The organism is Marinicauda algicola, from assembly GCF_017161425.1.
Lineage (GTDB): Bacteria > Pseudomonadota > Alphaproteobacteria > Caulobacterales > Maricaulaceae > Marinicauda > Marinicauda algicola.
This window is the reverse complement of sequence record NZ_CP071057.1, coordinates 1,497,086-1,514,604: the sequence shown is the minus strand read 5'-3', so window position 1 is coordinate 1,514,604 and position 17,519 is coordinate 1,497,086. Positions and strand designations below refer to the sequence as shown.

Annotated in this window: 20 protein-coding genes and 1 other RNA gene; 15 read left to right on the top strand and 6 right to left on the bottom strand. The window is 69.8% G+C overall.

The genetic code is table 11. The features are described 5' to 3' along the window. Positions 1-6: 6 nt before the first annotated feature. Both JW792_RS07660 and nudC read right to left on the bottom strand, forming a co-directional pair. Positions 7-789: a c-type cytochrome gene (locus JW792_RS07660; RefSeq protein ID WP_135996288.1), complete on the bottom strand. Its 783-nt coding sequence runs from the start codon at positions 787-789 to the stop codon at positions 7-9. 135 nt (positions 790-924) lie between these two features. Continuing rightward, positions 925-1,803 (bottom strand): NAD(+) diphosphatase, encoded by an 879-nt coding sequence (gene nudC / locus JW792_RS07655; protein ID WP_135996289.1) that lies wholly within the window; start codon positions 1,801-1,803, stop codon positions 925-927. Positions 1,804-1,954: 151 nt separating this feature from the next. Here nudC and JW792_RS07650 point away from each other — a divergent pair, with 151 nt between their 5' ends. From JW792_RS07650 to JW792_RS07615, 8 genes are all read left to right on the top strand, one after another. After that, positions 1,955-2,512 (top strand): carboxymuconolactone decarboxylase family protein, encoded by a 558-nt coding sequence (locus JW792_RS07650; RefSeq protein WP_135996290.1) that lies wholly within the window; start codon positions 1,955-1,957, stop codon positions 2,510-2,512. Between the two features lie 221 nt (positions 2,513-2,733). Continuing rightward, positions 2,734-3,252, top strand: a complete 519-nt coding sequence (locus JW792_RS07645; protein ID WP_135996291.1) for a porin family protein — start codon at positions 2,734-2,736, stop codon at positions 3,250-3,252. Between the two features lie 154 nt (positions 3,253-3,406). Continuing rightward, entirely contained in the window at positions 3,407-3,610 is a 204-nt protein-coding gene (locus tag JW792_RS07640; protein ID WP_135996292.1) for a hypothetical protein, read from the top strand. A 61-nt stretch (positions 3,611-3,671) separates the two neighbouring features. After that, an RNA gene (ffs, locus tag JW792_RS07635) (signal recognition particle sRNA small type) lies at positions 3,672-3,768 on the top strand. 54 nt (positions 3,769-3,822) lie between these two features. Continuing rightward, positions 3,823-5,646, top strand: coding sequence for a DNA polymerase III subunit gamma/tau (locus tag JW792_RS07630; protein WP_135996293.1), 1,824 nt, complete (start codon positions 3,823-3,825; stop codon positions 5,644-5,646). Beyond that, complete coding sequence (locus JW792_RS07625) at positions 5,643-5,987, top strand: YbaB/EbfC family nucleoid-associated protein (RefSeq protein WP_135996294.1); 345 nt, start codon at positions 5,643-5,645, stop codon at positions 5,985-5,987. Before JW792_RS07630 ends, JW792_RS07625 begins: the two co-directional genes overlap by 4 nt. Positions 5,988-5,994: 7 nt before the next feature. Next, positions 5,995-6,597, top strand: a complete 603-nt coding sequence (gene recR / locus JW792_RS07620) for a recombination mediator RecR (protein ID WP_135996295.1) — start codon at positions 5,995-5,997, stop codon at positions 6,595-6,597. A 249-nt stretch (positions 6,598-6,846) separates the two neighbouring features. Beyond that, complete coding sequence (locus JW792_RS07615) at positions 6,847-7,851, top strand: alpha/beta hydrolase (protein WP_135996296.1); 1,005 nt, start codon at positions 6,847-6,849, stop codon at positions 7,849-7,851. A 466-nt stretch (positions 7,852-8,317) separates the two neighbouring features. Here the strand turns inward: JW792_RS07615 and JW792_RS07610 are convergent, their stop codons facing one another. Further along, entirely contained in the window at positions 8,318-8,743 is a 426-nt protein-coding gene (locus tag JW792_RS07610; protein ID WP_158291618.1) for a CBS domain-containing protein, read from the bottom strand. 348 nt (positions 8,744-9,091) lie between these two features. On the opposite strand from JW792_RS07610, the gene JW792_RS07605 reads away from it, so the two are divergent. After that, a complete protein-coding gene (locus JW792_RS07605; RefSeq protein ID WP_135996298.1) occupies positions 9,092-9,949 on the top strand; it encodes a TIGR01459 family HAD-type hydrolase in 858 nt (285 codons plus the stop codon). Positions 9,950-9,952: 3 nt separating this feature from the next. Here JW792_RS07605 and JW792_RS07600 read toward each other — a convergent pair whose 3' ends face one another. The 3 genes from JW792_RS07600 to JW792_RS07590 all read right to left on the bottom strand — a co-directional run bounded on the left by JW792_RS07600 (position 9,953) and on the right by JW792_RS07590 (position 11,586). After that, positions 9,953-10,240: a hypothetical protein gene (locus JW792_RS07600; protein WP_135996299.1), complete on the bottom strand. Its 288-nt coding sequence runs from the start codon at positions 10,238-10,240 to the stop codon at positions 9,953-9,955. A gap of 227 nt (positions 10,241-10,467) precedes the next feature. After that, entirely contained in the window at positions 10,468-11,145 is a 678-nt protein-coding gene (locus JW792_RS07595) for a protein phosphatase CheZ (RefSeq protein WP_135996300.1), read from the bottom strand. A 54-nt stretch (positions 11,146-11,199) separates the two neighbouring features. Next, on the bottom strand, positions 11,200-11,586 hold the full coding sequence (locus JW792_RS07590; RefSeq protein WP_135996301.1) for a response regulator: 387 nt from the start codon (positions 11,584-11,586) through the stop codon (positions 11,200-11,202). A gap of 137 nt (positions 11,587-11,723) precedes the next feature. Between JW792_RS07590 and JW792_RS07585 the strand changes: the two genes are divergently transcribed. From JW792_RS07585 to JW792_RS07560, 6 genes are all read left to right on the top strand, one after another. Continuing rightward, positions 11,724-12,167, top strand: coding sequence for a MaoC family dehydratase (locus tag JW792_RS07585; RefSeq protein ID WP_135996302.1), 444 nt, complete (start codon positions 11,724-11,726; stop codon positions 12,165-12,167). 31 nt (positions 12,168-12,198) lie between these two features. Beyond that, the gene (locus JW792_RS07580) at positions 12,199-13,140 is read left to right on the top strand and encodes a bifunctional riboflavin kinase/FAD synthetase (RefSeq protein WP_241095095.1); all 942 of its coding nucleotides are present in this window, start codon (positions 12,199-12,201) and stop codon (positions 13,138-13,140) included. Positions 13,141-13,222: 82 nt separating this feature from the next. Then, on the top strand, positions 13,223-13,744 hold the full coding sequence (gene lspA / locus JW792_RS07575; RefSeq protein WP_135996303.1) for a signal peptidase II: 522 nt from the start codon (positions 13,223-13,225) through the stop codon (positions 13,742-13,744). An 88-nt stretch (positions 13,745-13,832) separates the two neighbouring features. Beyond that, positions 13,833-14,381, top strand: a complete 549-nt coding sequence (locus JW792_RS07570) for a DUF3035 domain-containing protein (RefSeq protein WP_135996304.1) — start codon at positions 13,833-13,835, stop codon at positions 14,379-14,381. Between the two features lie 124 nt (positions 14,382-14,505). Next, positions 14,506-16,365, top strand: a complete 1,860-nt coding sequence (mutL, locus tag JW792_RS07565; RefSeq protein ID WP_135996305.1) for a DNA mismatch repair endonuclease MutL — start codon at positions 14,506-14,508, stop codon at positions 16,363-16,365. 97 nt (positions 16,366-16,462) lie between these two features. Beyond that, entirely contained in the window at positions 16,463-17,509 is a 1,047-nt protein-coding gene (locus JW792_RS07560) for a nitrate- and nitrite sensing domain-containing protein (RefSeq protein ID WP_135996306.1), read from the top strand. The last annotated feature ends 10 nt before the right edge of the window (positions 17,510-17,519 follow it).

The window sequence follows — 17,519 nt, the reverse complement described above, 5'->3', positions numbered from 1 at the left end:
CGTGATCTAGTCGTTCGGTTCGTCGTCGGTCTGGACCTGCTCGTCGTCGGCGGCGTCCTCCCCGCCTTCGACCAGCACGTCCTCCTCGTCGATTTCCGCGGTCTCGGCCACGGCTTCGGCCGGGGCGTTGATGTCGGTTTCCACTTCCGCGTCGACCATTTCCGGGCCGAGTTCCGGAGCGGCCTCGCCCTCGGCGGCGGCCTCTTCCACGGCCGGGGCCTCTTCGGGCAGGGGCTCGGGCAGCGGGGCCGGGTCGGGCGACAGCGTGCGCATCCAGGCAATGAGGTTCATCCGGTCGTCCTCGTTGCGCAGGCCCGCAAAGCTCATCGCCGTGCCGGGCACGTAGCCGCGCGGATTGGCGAGGAAGCCATCCAGATGCTCGTAGCTCCACACCGTGCCGCCCTGGGCGAACTCTTCCATCGCGGCGGAGTAGTTGAAGCCCTCGGCCGCGGCGACCGGGTTCATCACGGTGTTCCAGAGATTCGGACCCGTGCCGTTGCGTCCGCCCTGTTCGAAGGTGTGGCAGGAGGTGCAGCGATTGGCGACGCGCTCGCCGGCCGACACGTCGGCGGCGGCCAGAAGGGCGCCGTAATCGACCGGGCCTTCCTCTTCCTCTTCGGCCGGGGCGGTCGTGCCTTCGAGCGCGGCGAGGTCGATCGGGTAGGCGAGCTCCTCGGGGTCGAGCTCCTCATGCGGGAAGAGGGCTTCACCGAAGGTGCGAAGTCCGAGCACGACCAGCACGATCGCCAGGAGCGCGCCGGCCACTTTATTCCAGAAAAGATCGCCCATCGACGTCCTCTCTCTACCTGTCCAGAAATTCGGCGCCGTGTTTGGCACGCCCCGCGCGTCGAGGCAATGTCTGCAGTGTGCTTTCCTACTTAACGCCTTGCAGGGCCGCGCCTACGCGTCACCTCGTCGCGCCCGTCAGCCCCGATTCAGCCAGGTGTCGATGAGCCGGCGGGAGATGGAGAAGTTGGGCGGGGCCCATTTCGCCATCTCGCTCTCGTAGAGCGCGCGCACCTCTTCCCGCGTGAACCAGCGCGCATCTTCCAGGTCGTCGTCGGGAAAGAGTTCGCCCTCGTCGATCTCGGCGATGAGCCCGATCATCAGCGAGGAGGGGAAGGGCCAGGGCTGGCTCTCGATGTATTCGGCCTTCAGCACGGTGCGCCCGATCTCCTCCTTCGTCTCGCGCGCACAGGCCTCCTCGATCGTCTCGCCCGGCTCCATGAAGCCGGCGAGCGTGGCGTACATGCCCGGCGGCCAGCTCGCCTGGCGGCCCATCACGCATCGGTCCCCGGCATGGGGCAGCATGATCACGCTCGGATCGACGCGCGGGAAATGCTCCATCCCGCAGGCCGGGCAGTCGAGCTTCAGCCCGCCGGGATCGGGCCGGTTCTCCGCCCCGCAATTGGAGCAGAACTTGCGCCGCCCGTGCCAGGACAGCAGCGAGCGCGCCCGGCCCATCAGGCAGGCGAAGTCGGCCTCGGCCTTCATCGCGGCAAGCCGGAAGGGCACCCCGTCGGGTACCGAGCCGGGCTTCAGGGCGGCGCAGAACCAGGGCACGCCGTTCCACACACCGAGGAAGACGAGGCCGGGCCGGTCGAGCGGCAGGTCGCGGGTCTCGCGTGCCCGCACGACGAAGGGTTCGCCCGCCGAATCGGTGGCGAGATCGCCCTTGTGCAGGAGCAGCACCCTCGCCTCGGGATGCTCGCGCCGGGCCGCGATCCAGTCGGCATCGGCGCGTTCCAGGCCGGAGAAGTCCAGGGGCGAGCGGGTGAAGGTGAGGGGTCTGGGATCGGTCATGTCCATGACCTAGCCGATCGCGGCGCCAAGCGCGAGGGCGTGATCGGGACGTGATGGCGATGTGACTGCGCCCGGGTTTCAGCCGCGCCGGAACGGGCCCACCTCGCGCAGCGTAACCGGGTCGACGCCCGCTGATGGAAGGAGACCGCAGATGGTCAAGTTCGAAGTCTACACCGAGAGCAATGCCCCCGCCGACGCACGCGAGACGCTGGAAGAGGCCAGGGAGGCGTTCGGCTTCGTGCCCAACCTGCTGGGCGTGCTCGCCGAGAGCCCGGCCGCGGTGGAGGCCTACACCACGCTGAACCGGATCTACGAAGACTCCGGGCTGGACGACGAGGAGCGCCAGATCGTGCTGCTCGCGATCAGCTACGAGAACGCCTGCCATTACTGCATGGCCGCCCACACGGCGACCGGCAAGCAGGCCGGGCTCGACGAGGAAACCCTCGAGGCGCTGCGCGAGGGCGGCCCGCTGCCCGACGCCAAGCAGAACGCGCTCGCCGAGTTCGCGCGCAAGGTCGTGCGCCAGCGCGGCGAGCTGTCCGGGGAGGATGTCGATGCCTTCCTCGAGGCGGGCTATCTCAGGAAGCACGTCTTCGACGTCCTGCTCGGCAATGCGATCAAGACCCTCTCCAACTACGCCAACCACATCGCCGGGACCCCGGTCGACGACAGGTTCGAATCGTTTGAGTGGAGCAAGCCCGCCGCGTAGAGACCTGCGGCGAAAAAGTGTGTTCAGCCAAGGCTTTGAGGCAGACTTGCCCCGCCTTTGCCACGCTTGCGCCACAGTGCGTATCCGCAAGGACACACAAAAAATTCGCGGCATGTGCGAGCTGCGCTGAACCGCTTGCGGGGTGCGCGGCCGGCGCTCACATCGACCGCGATGGCCGGACGAAGAGCCGGCCCGCAAAAGCAAAAGAAGGAATGTCGATCATGAAAACCCTCCTCCTCGCCTCCGCCGCCGCCCTCGTCGCGGTTTCCGGCGCCTCGGCTCAGGAAGCCGGCCGGTTCTATGCCGGCGCCGGCTACACCTACGTCGATTTCGACGATGTCGAGTTCAACACGCTGAACCTGCGTGGCGGCTACGACTTCAACGAGTTCGTCGCCCTGGAAGGCGAAGTGCTCGTCGGCCTCGGTGACGAGGACGTCGATCTCGGCGGCACCACGGCGGACGTCTCGCTCGACTACGCGCTCGGCGCCTTCGTGAAGGGCCAGTATCCGGTGTCCGAGCAGGTCTCCCTGTTCGCCCGCGCCGGCTATGCCTACATGGAAGCGGAAGCCTCCGCCTCCGGCGTGACCCTGTCCGACGACACCGACGGCTTCGCCTATGGCGCCGGTGCCGAGTGGGCCTTCGCCGGCCCGAACGCGGTGCGCGTCGAGTACACCCGCTACGAGTTCGAGGACGACGCGGAAGCCGATTCGTTCGGCGCGACCTATATCCGCCGCTTCTAGGCCTCGCGCCTGATCCCCTCAGGCCAGCGGACCGCAACCCCCGCGCCCTCGGCGCGGGGGTTTTGCGTTCTGCTGCGGCCGGGCTCGCCATCTTGCAAATGCTTCGCAACTTCATCTAAGCTCGTGTCCGCGTCGAGCCGAGTGGGAGGAAGCGATGGCGATGATGGACCTGCGGGTGATCGAGGGCGGTGCGGACCGGCGCCCCGCCAGCCAGCCTGCCCTGACACGCTGGCTGGAGACCCAGGCGCGCGTGGTCGAGCTGTGGATCGAGCGCCTCGTGGGCGAGGGCGGCGATCCGCGCACCATCGCGGTGCTGCAGCAGCACGCCGCCTTCCTGCGCGAGACGGGCGAGCTCTGAGGCGGTGGGACTGAACCGGCCCGCTTGCATAAGCCGGCCCTTGCCCCGATATTGGGCTCAGGAAGGCCGGCGGCGGACGAGCCCCTCGCCAACCCGGTCAGGCCCGGAAGGGAGCAGCCGTAACGAGTTTCGGCTCGGGTCGCCGTCCGGTCTTCCGCCTCTTTACTCCCCTACGCCACCTGACATGCGGGAAAGGGCGCCGGCCTGACGTGATGGACGAATTCGATCGCGATCCTCACGAGGCGGATGCCGGCCTCCCCGAGGGCCCCGGCCCCGACGACGTGGCGCTGCCCGGATTCGACACCCCCGCCGAGACCGCCCCGAAGGCGGGCTATCAGGTGCTGGCGCGCAAGTACCGCCCGCAGACCTTCGAGGACCTGATCGGCCAGGACGCGATGGTGCGCACCCTCACCAACGCCTTCCAGGCCGGGCGGATCGCACACGCCTACATGCTCACCGGGGTGAGGGGGGTCGGCAAGACGACGACCGCCCGCCTCATCGCGCGCGCCCTCAACTACGAGACCGACACGGTCAAGGGCCCCTCGATCCGGCTCGAGCCGCCGGGCCGGCACTGCGCCGCGATCGCGAAATCCTCCCATGTCGACGTGATGGAGATGGACGCGGCCAGCCGCACCGGCATCGGCGACATCCGCGAGATCCTGGAGGGCGTGCGCTATTCCCCGGTCAGCGCGCGCTACAAGGTCTACATCATCGACGAGATCCACATGCTGTCGACGGCGGCCTTCAATGCGCTCCTGAAGACGCTGGAAGAGCCGCCGGGCCACGTGAAGTTCGTCTTCGCCACGACCGAGATCCGCAAGGTGCCGGTCACGGTGCTGTCGCGCTGCCAGCGCTTCGACCTGAAGCGCGTCGACCGCACCGTGCTGGCCGACCACCTGGAAAACATCGCGCGCACCGAAGGCGCGAACGTGGAGCGCGAGGGGCTCCTGGCCATCGCGCGCGCGGCCGAAGGCTCGGTGCGCGACGCGCTGTCCCTGCTCGACCAGGCGATCGTGCAGGCCGAGGGCGACGGGCCGGTGAGCGCGGAGAACGTGCGCGACATGCTCGGCCTGGCCGACCGCTCGCGCGTGCTCGACCTGCTCGCCGCCGCGCTGCAGAACCGGGCGAGGGATGCGCTGGAGGAGCTGCGCGCCCAGTACGATGCCGGCGCCGATCCCCAGGTGCTGATGCGCGACATCCTCGACTATCTCCACGCCATGAGCCGCATCAAGGCCGTGGGCGGGGATGCCGATCTCGCCGAGGCGAAGGAGACCGTGCAGGTGCTCTCCGAGCTCGCCGCCTCGGTCTCGCTCGCCGGTCTCACCCGGCTGTGGAAGACGGCCCTGACCGGCCTGGAAGACGTGCGCAGCGCGCCCGATCCGGTCTCGGCCGCGGAGATGGCGGTGATCCGCCTGATGGCCGCCGCCCAGCTGCCTTCGCCCGAGGATGCTGCACGCCTGATCGCCGGCGGCGCCGCGCCGCAGTCCAACGCGGCCCCTGCCGCGCCCGAGGCCCAGCCCCCCTCCGCGCCGCAGGCCCGGCACGAGGCCGCGCCCGAATCCGCAAAGGCCGAACCCGCAGAGCCCGATGCGCAAGGCCCGTCCTCGATCGAGGAGCTGATGGTCCTGATCGAGCGCGAGCGCGACATCGCGCTGAAACGCGACGTCGAGCGCTTCGTGCGCCCGGTCACGATCGCCGCGCCGAAATTCATCTTCGAGGCCGCCGAGGGCGCGCCGCACGATCTCGGCGGACGCCTGGCGAGCTTCCTTGCCGAGCACACCGGCTCGCGCTGGTTCGTCGACGGCAAGGCGGCGCGCGGCGGCGAGACGCTCTACGAACGCCGCCAGCGCGAGGCGCGCGAGCGCGAGGAGCGCGCCCGGCGCGATCCGGCCATGGTCAGGGTGATGACGCTGTTTCCGGGCGCCGAGATCGTCTCGCTCGAGGCCCCGCCGGCCGCGGAGCCGATCGCCGGCCCGGACGTTTCACCCTCCCAGGACATGCCTGAAGACCCGATCGCCCAGGAGCGCCGCTCATGAAGGATCTCGCCGGCCTGATGAAGCAGGCCCAAGCCATGCAGAAGAAGATGCAGGAAGCCCAGGAACGCCTCGCCGATGTCGAGGTGACGGGCGAATCCGGCGGCGGCCTCGTCAGGATCGTGATGACCGCCAAGGGCGAGGTGAAGAAGCTGCATCTCGACCCCTCCGTGGTCGATCCCTCCGAGATCGAGGTGCTCGAGGACCTGCTCGCCGCCGGCCTCAACGATGCGCGCCGCAAGGCCGAACAGGCGCAACAGAAGGTGATGAGCGAGGCCACCCAGGGCCTCGGCCTCCCCCCCGGCCTCGACCTGCCCTTCGGCAAGGGCGGCGGGCCGTTCTGACCCGCCCATGAACCAGGCCTCCGGTCCCGAAATCGAGCGGCTGATCCAGCTGCTGGCCAAGCTGCCCGGCCTCGGGCCGCGCTCGGCGCGCCGCGCGGCGCTGCATCTGCTCAAGAAGCGCGAGCAGCTGATGGAGCCCCTGGCCGCCGCGATGGGCGAGGCCGCGGCCAAGATCAGGTCGTGTTCCGAATGCGGCAATCTGGACGTCACCGACCCGTGCGCGATCTGCGCCAGCGGCGCGCGCGATCCGAAGGTGATCTGCGTGGTGGAGACCGTCGGCGATCTGTGGGCGCTCGAGCGCTCGTCGGCTTTCAAGGGCCGCTATCACGTGCTCGGCGGCGTGCTGTCCGCGCTCGACGGCGTCGGTCCCGAGCAGCTCAATATCGCCACGCTGATCGAGCGCGCGAACCGCGAGGAGACGCAAGAGATCATCCTGGCGCTCAACGCCACGGTCGACGGCCAGACCACCGCCCATTACATCGCCGACAAGCTGGAAGGCGCGGGCGTCGAGGTCACCTCGCTCGCCCGAGGCGTGCCTGTCGGCGGCGAGCTCGACTATCTCGACGACGGCACGCTCGCCGCGGCCTTCAAGAGCCGCAGGCCGGCCTAGTTCGCACGTCGCCCGATCCCCATCTTGTCATCCTCCGGCGATGCGAAGCATCGACCGGGGGACCCATGCCGTAACTTCGACGCTCCACCGCTCGCCGCCGGAGAGGCATGGGTGGCCTCCCCGCTTTCGCGGGGACAGGCTCTCAAGCCGGGCCATGACAGCTCAAGCGGAGAAACTCAACGCAGTCTTGCCTTGATCGTGCGCGCCCACCCCCTACGCTCCCCCTGACCCACCGCGAAAGGAGCCCTCATGACCGCGCGCCACGCCCATCCCGCCGGGACCGTCCATCGCCTGTTCGTGGAATCGCAGCTCCTGAAGGACAATTTCCTCGGCGATCCGGTGCGCCGGGCGATCGATGTGTGGACCCCGCACGGGCATGGGGGGCAGGGCCTGCCCCTCCTGGTGAGTCTCGCCGGCTATACCGGCAGCGGCCTGTCGCACACCAGCTGGAAGAATTTCGGCGAGAACGTGCCCGAGCGCCTCGACCGGCTGTACGGCGAGGGCCGGCTGGAGCCCTGCGTCGTCGCCTTTCCCGACTGCTACACGCGCCTGGGCGGCAACCAGTACGTCAACTCCGCCGTGATGGGCCCGTGGGAGGACATCCTCATCTCCGAGTTCGTCCCGGCGGTGGAGGAAAACCTCGGGTGCGGCGGCGAGGGCCGGCGCGCCGTGTTCGGCAAGAGCTCGGGCGGCTACGGCGCGATCGTGCACGCGCTCAAACACGCCGGTTTCTGGGCCGGTGCGGCCTGCCATTCCGGCGACATGGCCTTCGAGCTCGCCTATCTGAAGGACATGCCCGCCACGCTGCGCCGGGTCGCGCGCAAGGGCTCGGTCAAGGACTTCGTCGAAGCCTTCGAGGCGGCCAGGAAGCCCTCCGGGGACGATATCCACGCCCTGATGATCCTCGCCATGGCGGCGACCTACGATCCCGACCCGAAATCGCTCTTCGGCATCCGCCTGCCGGTCGATCCCCACACCTGCGAGCTGATCGAGGAGCGCTGGGCGCAGTGGCGCGCCTGCGATCCCCTCACCCTGGTGGAGAGCCACGGGCAGAACCTGAAGCGCCTGAAGGCGCTGTTCATCGATTGCGGCCGGCTCGACCAGTACGACCTCGTCTACGGCGCCCGCCGCCTCACCCGCAGGCTCACCGCGCTCGGCGTGCCCCACCGCTACGAGGAATTCGACGACGACCACTCCGGCATCGACTACCGCCTCGACGAGAGCCTGCCCTGGCTGGCGGAACGGCTGGCGTAGGATCCCCTCCTCCCCCTCGAGGGGGGAGGTGCCCCGCGTAGCGGGGTGCGGGGGGGGATGCCGGCAGCCGTGGGTGGCCGGCCTCTCACTCCACCCGACCTCGCCTTCGGCGAGGCCACCCTCCCCATCGAGGGGAGGGGTGCGCCTAGAGTGCTTGGAGAGTTGAACGCCAAAAAACCACCCCGCTCGCGACGGCGTGGTTGGAACGCCGGCGCGGGGCGGGGCTTCGGGCGAGGGCGCGGGGCCGAGGGAGGCCGTGTGCGCGGGGCGCCTGGAGGGGGGCGGGTCAGGCGCGGCGCACACGGGAGTTCAGGCTCCGGGCCGCTCGCCGGGCCGGGCCCTCGCCGCCGGGGGAGGAGGACGGCGCGGGCGCCGGCCGAGGCCGGGCCTGCCGGGGCCTGCCGGGGGCAGGTGCGGCGCGGCAGGGCGAGGCGAGGTGGCCGAGGCCAGGCCAGGCCAGGCCAGGCTAGGTCTGGGGCGGCTGGTCGTGGATCCTGGCGAGCGCCTCGCCGGCGGTCTTGGGATTGCCCTTCGTCAGGTCGACGATGGAGACCATGCCCCTGAGATTCCTGTCGCGGTCGACCACGGGCATGCGCCGGATCGCGTTGTCGCGCATGTTGACGATGACGTCCTCGGTCGGGGCGTCGGCATAGCAGTACAGCACCTCGCCGGTCATGACCTCGCCGACCGGGGTGTCGGCGGGCATGCCCTCGGCGACGGCGCGGATCGCGATGTCGCGGTCGGTGAGGATGCCGACGAGCGTGTCGCCGTCATTGACCGGCAGGACGCCGGTATCGTCCTCGCGCATGAACCGGGCGGCCTCGCGCAGCCCGGTGTCCCGGGTGACCGTGCGCACGCGCGCGGCGGGGGTCATGAGTTCCTCGACATACATGGGGAGGGGCTCCCTGGTGGCTGGCCGGCTCCGCGGGCGGGGCGAGGCGGGGGGTGCGGCGTTCGCCGCGCGCCTTGCCCGTCCGGCGGGCCTGTCACGGGGAGGAACGCGGGCCGGGCCCGGGGGCGTTCCGGTCCGGCTGTGATTGTCCTGCACCTTGTCCCCGGGTGGCAGGCGCCGGGCTAGACTGCCCGCCATGATCGTCTATCTCCTCGGCTCCGCCCTTCGTCCCGCATCGCGCGCCCGCGCCGCGGGGGGGGGGAGGGTGGTAGTAGTCGTAGTAGGAGTCCGCTTCCCTCCGATTCGGGGGAGAGGACTCCCGCCGGCCCCGGATCACGAGGACACCCCATGAGCGAGCCCGCCCGCCTGTCCGACATCGCCGAGCGCTACGAGGCCATCCTGTGCGACGTGTGGGGCGTGGTGCGCGACGGGCGCGCCCTGGTGCCCGAGGCGCTCGACGCGCTGGCGAAATTCCGCGCCCGGGGCGGCAGGGTGCTGCTGCTGTCCAACTCCCCGCGCCGGGCGGGCTCGCTGCTGAACTTCCTCGCGCAGATGGGCGGGTTCGCGCCCGGCGAGGCGCCCTGGGACGGGGCGGTCACCTCCGGGGAGGCGACGCGCGCGGTGCTGGCGAGCCTGGCGCCGGGCCCGGCCTGCAAGCTGGGGCCCGACTGGGACGATCCGCTCTACGAGGGCCTCGGCCTCGACTTCGCCCCGCTGGAGCATGCGCGCTTCATCTCGGCCACCGGCCTCGTCGACTACGAGAGCGAGACGGTCGCCGACTATGCCGACCTCCTGCGCGAGGCGCAGCTGCGCCGCCTGCCGATGGTGTGCGTCAATCCCGACCGGCTGGTCCAGGTCGGCGACCGGCTGCTGCCCTGCGCGGGCGCGCTCGCCGAGGCCTACGAGGAGATGGGCGGGCAGGTGATCTATGCCGGCAAGCCCCATCCGCCCATCTACACGCTCGCCTATGACCGGCTGACGGAAATCAGCGGCCGGGTCGTGGACGCGGACGCCATCCTGGCGGTCGGGGACGGTCCGGAAACCGACGTGCTCGGCGCGCAGCAGGAAGGGCTCGACTGCCTGTTCGTCGCGTCCGGCATTCTCGGCGCGGCGTTCGAGACCGGCTTCGACGCGGACAGCGTCGACCGCGCGCTCGCCCGGTCCGGCGTGGCGGCGCGCTGGTCGGCGGACCGTCTCGTGTGGTGAGGATCAGACCGGCAGGCCGGCCGCGCGCAGGGTTTCCAGGTGCAGCGCGCGCCGGGCGATCGCGACCGTCAGCACCGCGCAGGCGACGAGCGCGACGCCCTCGCCGCCGAGGATGAAAAGCTCGGGCAGGCCGGCGAGCATGCCGAGCGCCCAGATCGAGCCGGCGGCCAGCGTCTCGGCCATCAGGCCCACGAACAGCGCCCCGGCGATCGCGCCGCCGACGGCGTTGAGCGTCAGCCGGGCCTTCGCCGGCGCAGGCAGGGAGGACATCGCGGAAAGATCGCCATCCATGGCGCACCCTTTCGAACCGAAAACAAGACCCCGGGGGCCCCGTCAACGGGCCGGCGTTCCACGGACGCCGGAGCCACCGTCAGGCGGGTATCCGCGCATAGATATGCGCCCGAAGCCGCCGGCCGAAAAGGGGATCGCGCAGGAAAAATTCCCACGCCCGGCCCGGCCACGAAAAACCCCGCCGTCGCGGGCGGGGTCTTCGTCTGCCTGGCGGCTTCGCCCCGCGCCTAGTCGAACAGGGCGTCGATGGCGTTCTGGTCGAGATCGGCCTTCAGGATCTGGTCGACCTCGTCCTGCTTCTTCTCCGGTCCCCCGATGGCGGGGCCGTTCAGGTGCAGGGTCCTGCGGCGCTCCGCCTCGGAGGATTCCTCCTCGTCCGCGTCGGCGTCGGCCACGCCCATGGTCTGGGCGAAGCGCGTCACCCGCTTCTCCACGTGCTTGAGCGAGGAGACCACCTTGGACACGCGCTGGCCGGCGAGGTCCTGGAAGGAACAGCTCTCGATGATCTTCATCATCGCCTCGTCGACGGCGGCCTTGTAGGCGGCCGGATCGTCTTCCGCGTCCATGCACAGCACGGCCTCGGCCTCGCTCATGATGGACTCGGTCGCCTTCTCGGTGTCGGTGACGACCGCTTCGAGTTCGGCGCCGGCGACAGGGATCCGCTGCTCCTTGATGTCGTTGGGGCGCAGCTTGGAGATCTCCTCGCGGGTGCGGGAGATATAGTTGGCGATATAGCGGAATTCCTCGTGGATCGAACGGTCGAGCGACCCGAAGAACAGCTGCATGGTATCGGTCAGCTGCTGGGCAAGCTTAAGGACTTCCATGACCTGGGCGTCCTTGAAATCGCTTGCCTTCAGCGAGGCCAGGGATTCGCGCACTCGTGCGGCGACTTCTGCGGCGGGCATGGGCGCCCCTCCTTGTTCAGCGCTAGAATGTCCGGAAGACGACCGGGGCGGCGATCAGAAATCGCCCAGCACCGCGGCCATCTTGGCTTTCAGCGTTCCGGCATTGAACGGCTTGACGATGTAGTTGTTGACGCCCGCCTTCTTCGCCGCGACCACGTTCTCCGTCTTGGATTCCGCGGTCACCATGATGAAGGGGGTGTGCTTGGTCTGCTCGTCGCCGCGCACGCGCTGCAGGAGCTCGTAGCCCGTCATCGGCTCCATGTTCCAGTCGGAGATGACGAGACCGTATTTCTGCTTCTTCATCTTCTCGAACGCTTCGGTGCCGTCAGCGGCCTCGTCCACGTTCTCGAACCCGATCTGCTTCAAGAGATTCCGGATGATCCGGATCATCGTCTTGTAGTCGTCCACAACCAGGATCGGCATCGACATTTCGACGGCCATACCCCAACCTCCATCCAGTCGTTACAGTTCGCGAAGAGCGGTGCCCCATCCGGCTTTGCCCGTCTCATGGCCTGGAAGGCTAGACAAGTGCGGTCAAAATTCGGTTAAACACGCCGCACTCGATGAAAGGCAGGCGCATGAGCGAGAATCAGGGGTTCGGAATCAACGAGCTGGAAGTGGGCCAGTCGGCGGAGATCGAACGCCGCGTGGACGACGACCTGATCGCGAAGTTCGCCGAGGTGTCGGGCGATTTCAATCCCCTGCACATGGACGAGGAGTTCGCTGCCAAGACCCCGTTCCGCGGCCGCATCGCCCACGGCGCGCTCGTCGCCTCGTTCGTGTCGTGCGTGCTCGGCAACGAGCTGCCCGGCCCCGGCGCGATCTTCCAGTCGATGAAAATCCGCTTCCAGCGTCCCGTGCGGCCCGGCGACACGGTGATGACCAAGGCCACGGTCGCCGAGATCGACATCCGCTCGCGCCTGGTGAAGATGGTCTGCGAATGCCGGGTCAACGGCGAGGTCGTCATGGAGGCCGATGCCGAGGTCATGGTGAGAAAGCGCCGCAAGGCGAACAACGACTGATCCCCGCCCGCATCCCGGAAAGCGCCCGCCCTTGACCGACATCGTGGAAGGCTATCTCGCGCTCGATCCGGCCCTGAAGGGCGGGGTCGCGGCGCTGGGCAATTTCGACGGCGTGCATCGCGGCCATGCCGCCGTGCTCGAGACTGCGCGCGCCCTGGCGGGCGAACTCGGCGTGGCCACGGTGGCCGCGGTGTTCAAGCCGCATCCGCGGCGCTATTTCCGGCCCGACACCCACCCCTTCCGCCTGATGAGCGACGGACAGCGCATACGCGCGCTCGGCGAGGCCGGCGCGGTGCGTGTTCACCACATACCCTTCGGCCCCGAGCTCGCCGCGATGAGCCCGGAGGCGTTCGCGCGTGACGTGCTGAAGGAGGGGCTCGGCCTCGACGGGGTCGTCACCGGCGCCGATTTCCGTTTCGGCCGCGACCGGGCCGGTGATGCGCAGGTGCTGCGCCGGCTGGGGGAGCGCTTCGGTTTCGTGGCGCGCACCGCGCCGGAGATCGCCGAAGGGCAGGAGAAGATATCCTCCACCGCCATCCGCGCGGCGCTGGAAGCCGGCGACCCGCAGCGTGCGGCGGATCTCCTCGGCCGGCCCTGGGCGATGGAAGGCGTCGTCACGCGCGGCGACCAGCGCGGGCGCGTGCTCGGCTTTCCCACCGCGAACCTTTCGCTCGGCGACTATCAGCGCCCGAAATTCGGCGTCTACGCGGTGCGCGCGCGCGTTCCGGGCGACGGCGGCTGGCGCGACGGCGTCGCCAATCTCGGCAGGCGCCCGACGGTGGCCGGTACCGAGGAACGCCTGGAAGTCCATCTTTTCGACTTCACCGGCGATCTCTACGGACGCACGCTGGAGGTGACCTTCGAGCGCTTCATCCGGCCGGAGCGGAAGTTCGACGGGCTCGAGGCACTCAAGGCGCAGATCGCCGCCGACGCCGAGACGGCGCGAGCGCTGCTGTCCCGGGCAGCACCCTGACCGACATGTCACGTGGCCGGCGCGGGGCCGGCATGGTGGAATGGACCTTCCCCGAAGGCAGGCTTCTGGAGACGGAGACGAGATGGCGAGATTGTTCACCCGCCGGCGCGGCAAGGCGCGCCTTGCCTGGTTCGGTTTCGCGCTTGCCGCGCTGGTGATTGCGCTCGACCAGATCACCAAGCACGTCATGCTGCGCGTGGTCGATCTCGACCGCATCGGCCGGATCGAGGTGCTCGATCCCTGGTTCAATTTCTCCATGGTCTGGAACCGGGGGGTGAGCTTCGGCCTGTTCGCCGCCGACAGCCTGTGGCAGCGCCTCGTGCTCGTCGGCTTCTCGCTCGCGATCTCCGGCTTTCTCGCCGTCTGGCTGACGCGCGCGGAGCGCCCGCTCCAGGCGATTGCCTTCGGCCTCATCATCGGGGGCGCGCTCGGCAATGTCGTCGACCGGCTCGTCTACGGCGCGGTGGCCGATTTCCTCGACTTCTCCGGCCTCTACTTCCCCTATGTCTTCAACGTCGCGGACGCGGCGATCTCCATCGGGGTGGCCGTGCTGCTGCTCGACCTCCTGCTCGACCGGGACCGGAGCCGGACCCGCCCGCTCTGAAGCCTGCCGCAAAGGCTGGCCATCCCTGCCGGCTGTCTGTTAGATACCGTTCACTTCGGGACATAGATCGAAAGCGAGCCGACCTGTGATGCGCACACCTCTGTTTCTCCTGACCGCGGCCGCGGTGCTCGTCTCCACCAGCGCCTGCAGCTCGGGCGTGCGCCAGGCGCTCGGTGTCGAGAAGACCACGCCGGACGAGTTCCGGGTGATGACGATCGCTCCGCTCTCGGTGCCGCCGGAATACAATCTCGTCCCGCCGGAGCCGGGCGGACTGCGCCCGGAGGACATCTTCCCCGACCAGCAGGCCCGTCGCGCCATCTTCGGCGATCTCGAAGCGACCACCGCGACCGACGCGGAGATCCTGCTCGCCGCACGCGCCGGCGCCGGCAATGCGAACCCGAACGTGCGCGCGCTGATCGACGGCGAGACCGCGCAGGTCGTCCGCAAGGACCGCAGCTTCGCCGACCGCATCCTGTTCTGGCGCGAGGATTCGGCCGGGACGGAAGTCCAGGTGACCGCGGAGGCCGAGCCGATCGATCCGGAACTGGAGCGCCAGCGCATCGAGGCGGTGACCGGCGGCCAGCCGGTCGACATCCCGCAGCCGCGCACCGTGCGCTCCAAGCTGCCCGGCCTCTGACCCGCGCCTGCCAGCGCGAATGATGAACCCCGGCCCGCGCGGCCGGGGTTTTTCGTTCGGCGCACGCCCGGAGCACTGCCGGGCCGTCCTTGACCGACTCAGCCCTTGCCGCGACGCTTCACCCATGTCCCCGATCCGACGCCTCAGCCCGGAAACCATCAACCGCATCGCCGCGGGCGAAGTGGTCGAGCGCCCGGCGTCCGCCATCAAGGAGCTTGTCGAGAACGCACTCGATGCCGGGGCCTCTCGGGTCGATGTCAGCGTGGAGCAGGGCGGGCTGACGCGTCTCGTCGTCGAGGACGACGGCAGCGGCATGGACGGGGAGACGCTCGCGCTCGCGGTGGAGCGCCATGCCACGTCCAAGCTGCCCGTGGGCGAGGCCGGCGACGATCTTCTCAACATCGCCACGATGGGCTTTCGCGGCGAGGCGCTGCCCTCGATCGGCTCGATCGCGCGCCTCGAGATCACGACCCAGGACCGCGAACTCGGCGAAGCGGTCTCGCTCTCGGTGGAAGGCGGGCGGACCGGCGAGGTCAGACCCGCCCCCCCGCTCGGCCGGCGCGGGACGCGGGTCGAGGTGCGCGACATCTTCTATGCCACGCCCGCGCGGCTGAAATTCCTCAAGTCCGAGCGCGCCGAGGCGACCGCGATCGGCGACCAGCTGAAACGCCTGGCGCTGTCGCGCGCCGATGTCGGCTTCTTCTTCTCCGCGGACGGGCGCGCCCGCCTGTCCCTGCCGGCCGAGACACATGACGATCCGGCCGAGGCCCGCCGTGCTCGTCTCTCGGCCCTGCTCGGCAGGGATTTCGGGGAGAATGCACTCGCCATCGACCAGGAGAGGGAGGGCGTCCGCGTGTCCGGCTGGGCGAGCCTTCCGACCTATAATCGCGGTTCGAACCAGTTCCAGTTCCTCTTCGTCAATGGCCGCCCGGTCAGGGACAAGTTGATCGTGGGCGCGGTGCGCGGTGCCTATCAGGACTTCCTGGCGCGCGACCGCCATCCGGTCGTGGCCCTGTATGTCGATCTGCCGACCGGCGAGGTCGATGTGAACGTCCACCCGGCCAAGGCCGAGGTGCGCTTCCGCGATGCGGGCCTCGTGCGCGGCCTCATCGTCGGGGCGCTGCGCCATGCACTGGCGGGGGCGGGGCATCGGGCCTCGACCACGGTCGCGGGCTATGCGCTGGGGCGCGCCCAGCCGCAGGCCGCGCCAAGCGCCGGGCTGTGGAGCGGCAACCGGGCCTGGGCGGGCGCCTCGGTCTCCCCGGCCTACGAGCAATCCCTGCGCCCCGAGCCCTTCGATCCCGAAACCCTGGTCCGCGGGGTCTCGGCCCGCGTCGAGCCGGACTATGAGGGCGAGCAACCCGCCCCCGCAGGTGAGGCGCCGGCAGGAGAGGGCGGGCTCGACCTGCCGCTCGGCGTGGCGCGCGCGCAGGTCCATTCCACCTATGTCATCGCCCAGACCGCGGACGGCATCGTCATCGTCGACCAGCACGCCGCCCACGAGCGGCTGGTCTATGAACGCATGAAGGCCCAGCTCGCCGAGGCCGGCGTGGCGCGACAGGCCCTCCTGGTCCCGGAGATCGTCGAACTCGACGAGGCCGAGGCGCGCCGCGTGCTGGAGCGCGAGGGCGAACTGGCCGAACTCGGCCTCGTCATCGAACCCTTCGGCTCGGGCGCCATCGCGGTGCGCGAAGTGCCCGCGCTCCTGAAACGCCTCGACGTGCAGGGCCTCGTCCGCGACCTCGCCGACGAACTCGCCGAATACGACGAGGCGCTGAGCCTGAAGGAGAAGCTCGAGGAGGTCGTCGGCACCATGGCCTGCCACGGCTCGGTGCGCGCCGGCCGGCGCCTATCGGCGGACGAGATGAACGCCCTGCTGCGCGAGATGGAGGCGACGCCCCATTCCGGCCAGTGCAATCACGGCCGTCCGACCTACGTCGAACTAAAGCTCGCCGATATCGAGCGCCTGTTCGGACGGCGGTGAGCGGCAACTGCAGACTGAATGAACGTATTCACGGCTCCTTAATGCCTGTCGGCTCGACTGGTTGTCGATCGGCCGGGTAGGCCGCAGGAGGGGTGGAATGGCGACATCGAGCACGGACGGGACCGCCTCGCCGCGCTTCTGCGGCATGGCGATCTGGGTCGTAGGCGGCTTTGCCGCGGTGCTCGCCTTCATCCTTGCCTTCAACGTCCTGAACGAGATGGCGCGGGCGGATCGGGCCAATGCGGCCGTCGAGACGATCGCGCTCAGCAATATCCTGCTCGACGATCTCGCGCGCGAGCGCAGCGAGGCGATCTATCTCACGGCCGCACCCGCGGCCGGGCTTGCCGACTTCACCGAGCGCATGGCCGCCACGGACGCGACGATGGCCTCGCTCGGAGCGAGCCCGCTCTTCGCCTCCGGGGCCCTGACCGGCCGCCAGCGCGCGATCGCCGACCGGGCCGTCGCTGCGGCCGGGCAGCTGCATGCATTGCGGGCCCAGGTCCTCTCGAGAGAGGCGGCCACGATCGAGACGGCTCAGGAGTATACCGAGCTGACTGACATCGTGATCGCCTCGATGGGCGACATGTTCGATGCGCTCAACGGCGAGCCGACCGCCTTCTCGGCCGAGTTCGCGGCGCTGGCGCGCCTGCAGGACCGGGTGAGCCTGGAAAGCGGTATCGGCTATGCCGGCTTCGCGCTCCGGGGCATGGACGATCCGCTCAACGCGGTGTTCGACGGCGCCATTGCGCGCCAGCGCGATGAACGCGCGGCATTCCTGAGCGTGGCCGGCGAGGCCCGGCTGGCCGAACTGGATGCGGTCCTCGCCCTGACCGGCGGGCCGGAGCTCGCCCGGGTGCGCGCCAACCTGCAGCAGGGTGCCGCGCCTGATCCGGGTCTGCGCCCGGTCTGGTCGGACATCATGCTGGCGCGCGTCTCCGACCTTGCGCTCGAACGCAACCGCTTTGCCCGCGAGCGCCTCGAGGCGCTCGCTGCGGCCAGTCACGAGCCCCTGCGCCACGCCATCGTGCGCGCCATCGCCGCCTTTGCCGCGCTCGGTCTCGCCTTCGCCGCGGTGCGGCTCGCCTTCATGTTCACCGCCCGGCGCCAGCGCCTGCTCGGGTCGGCGCGCGCGCCGGCGGGCTAGGCTTGCCCGG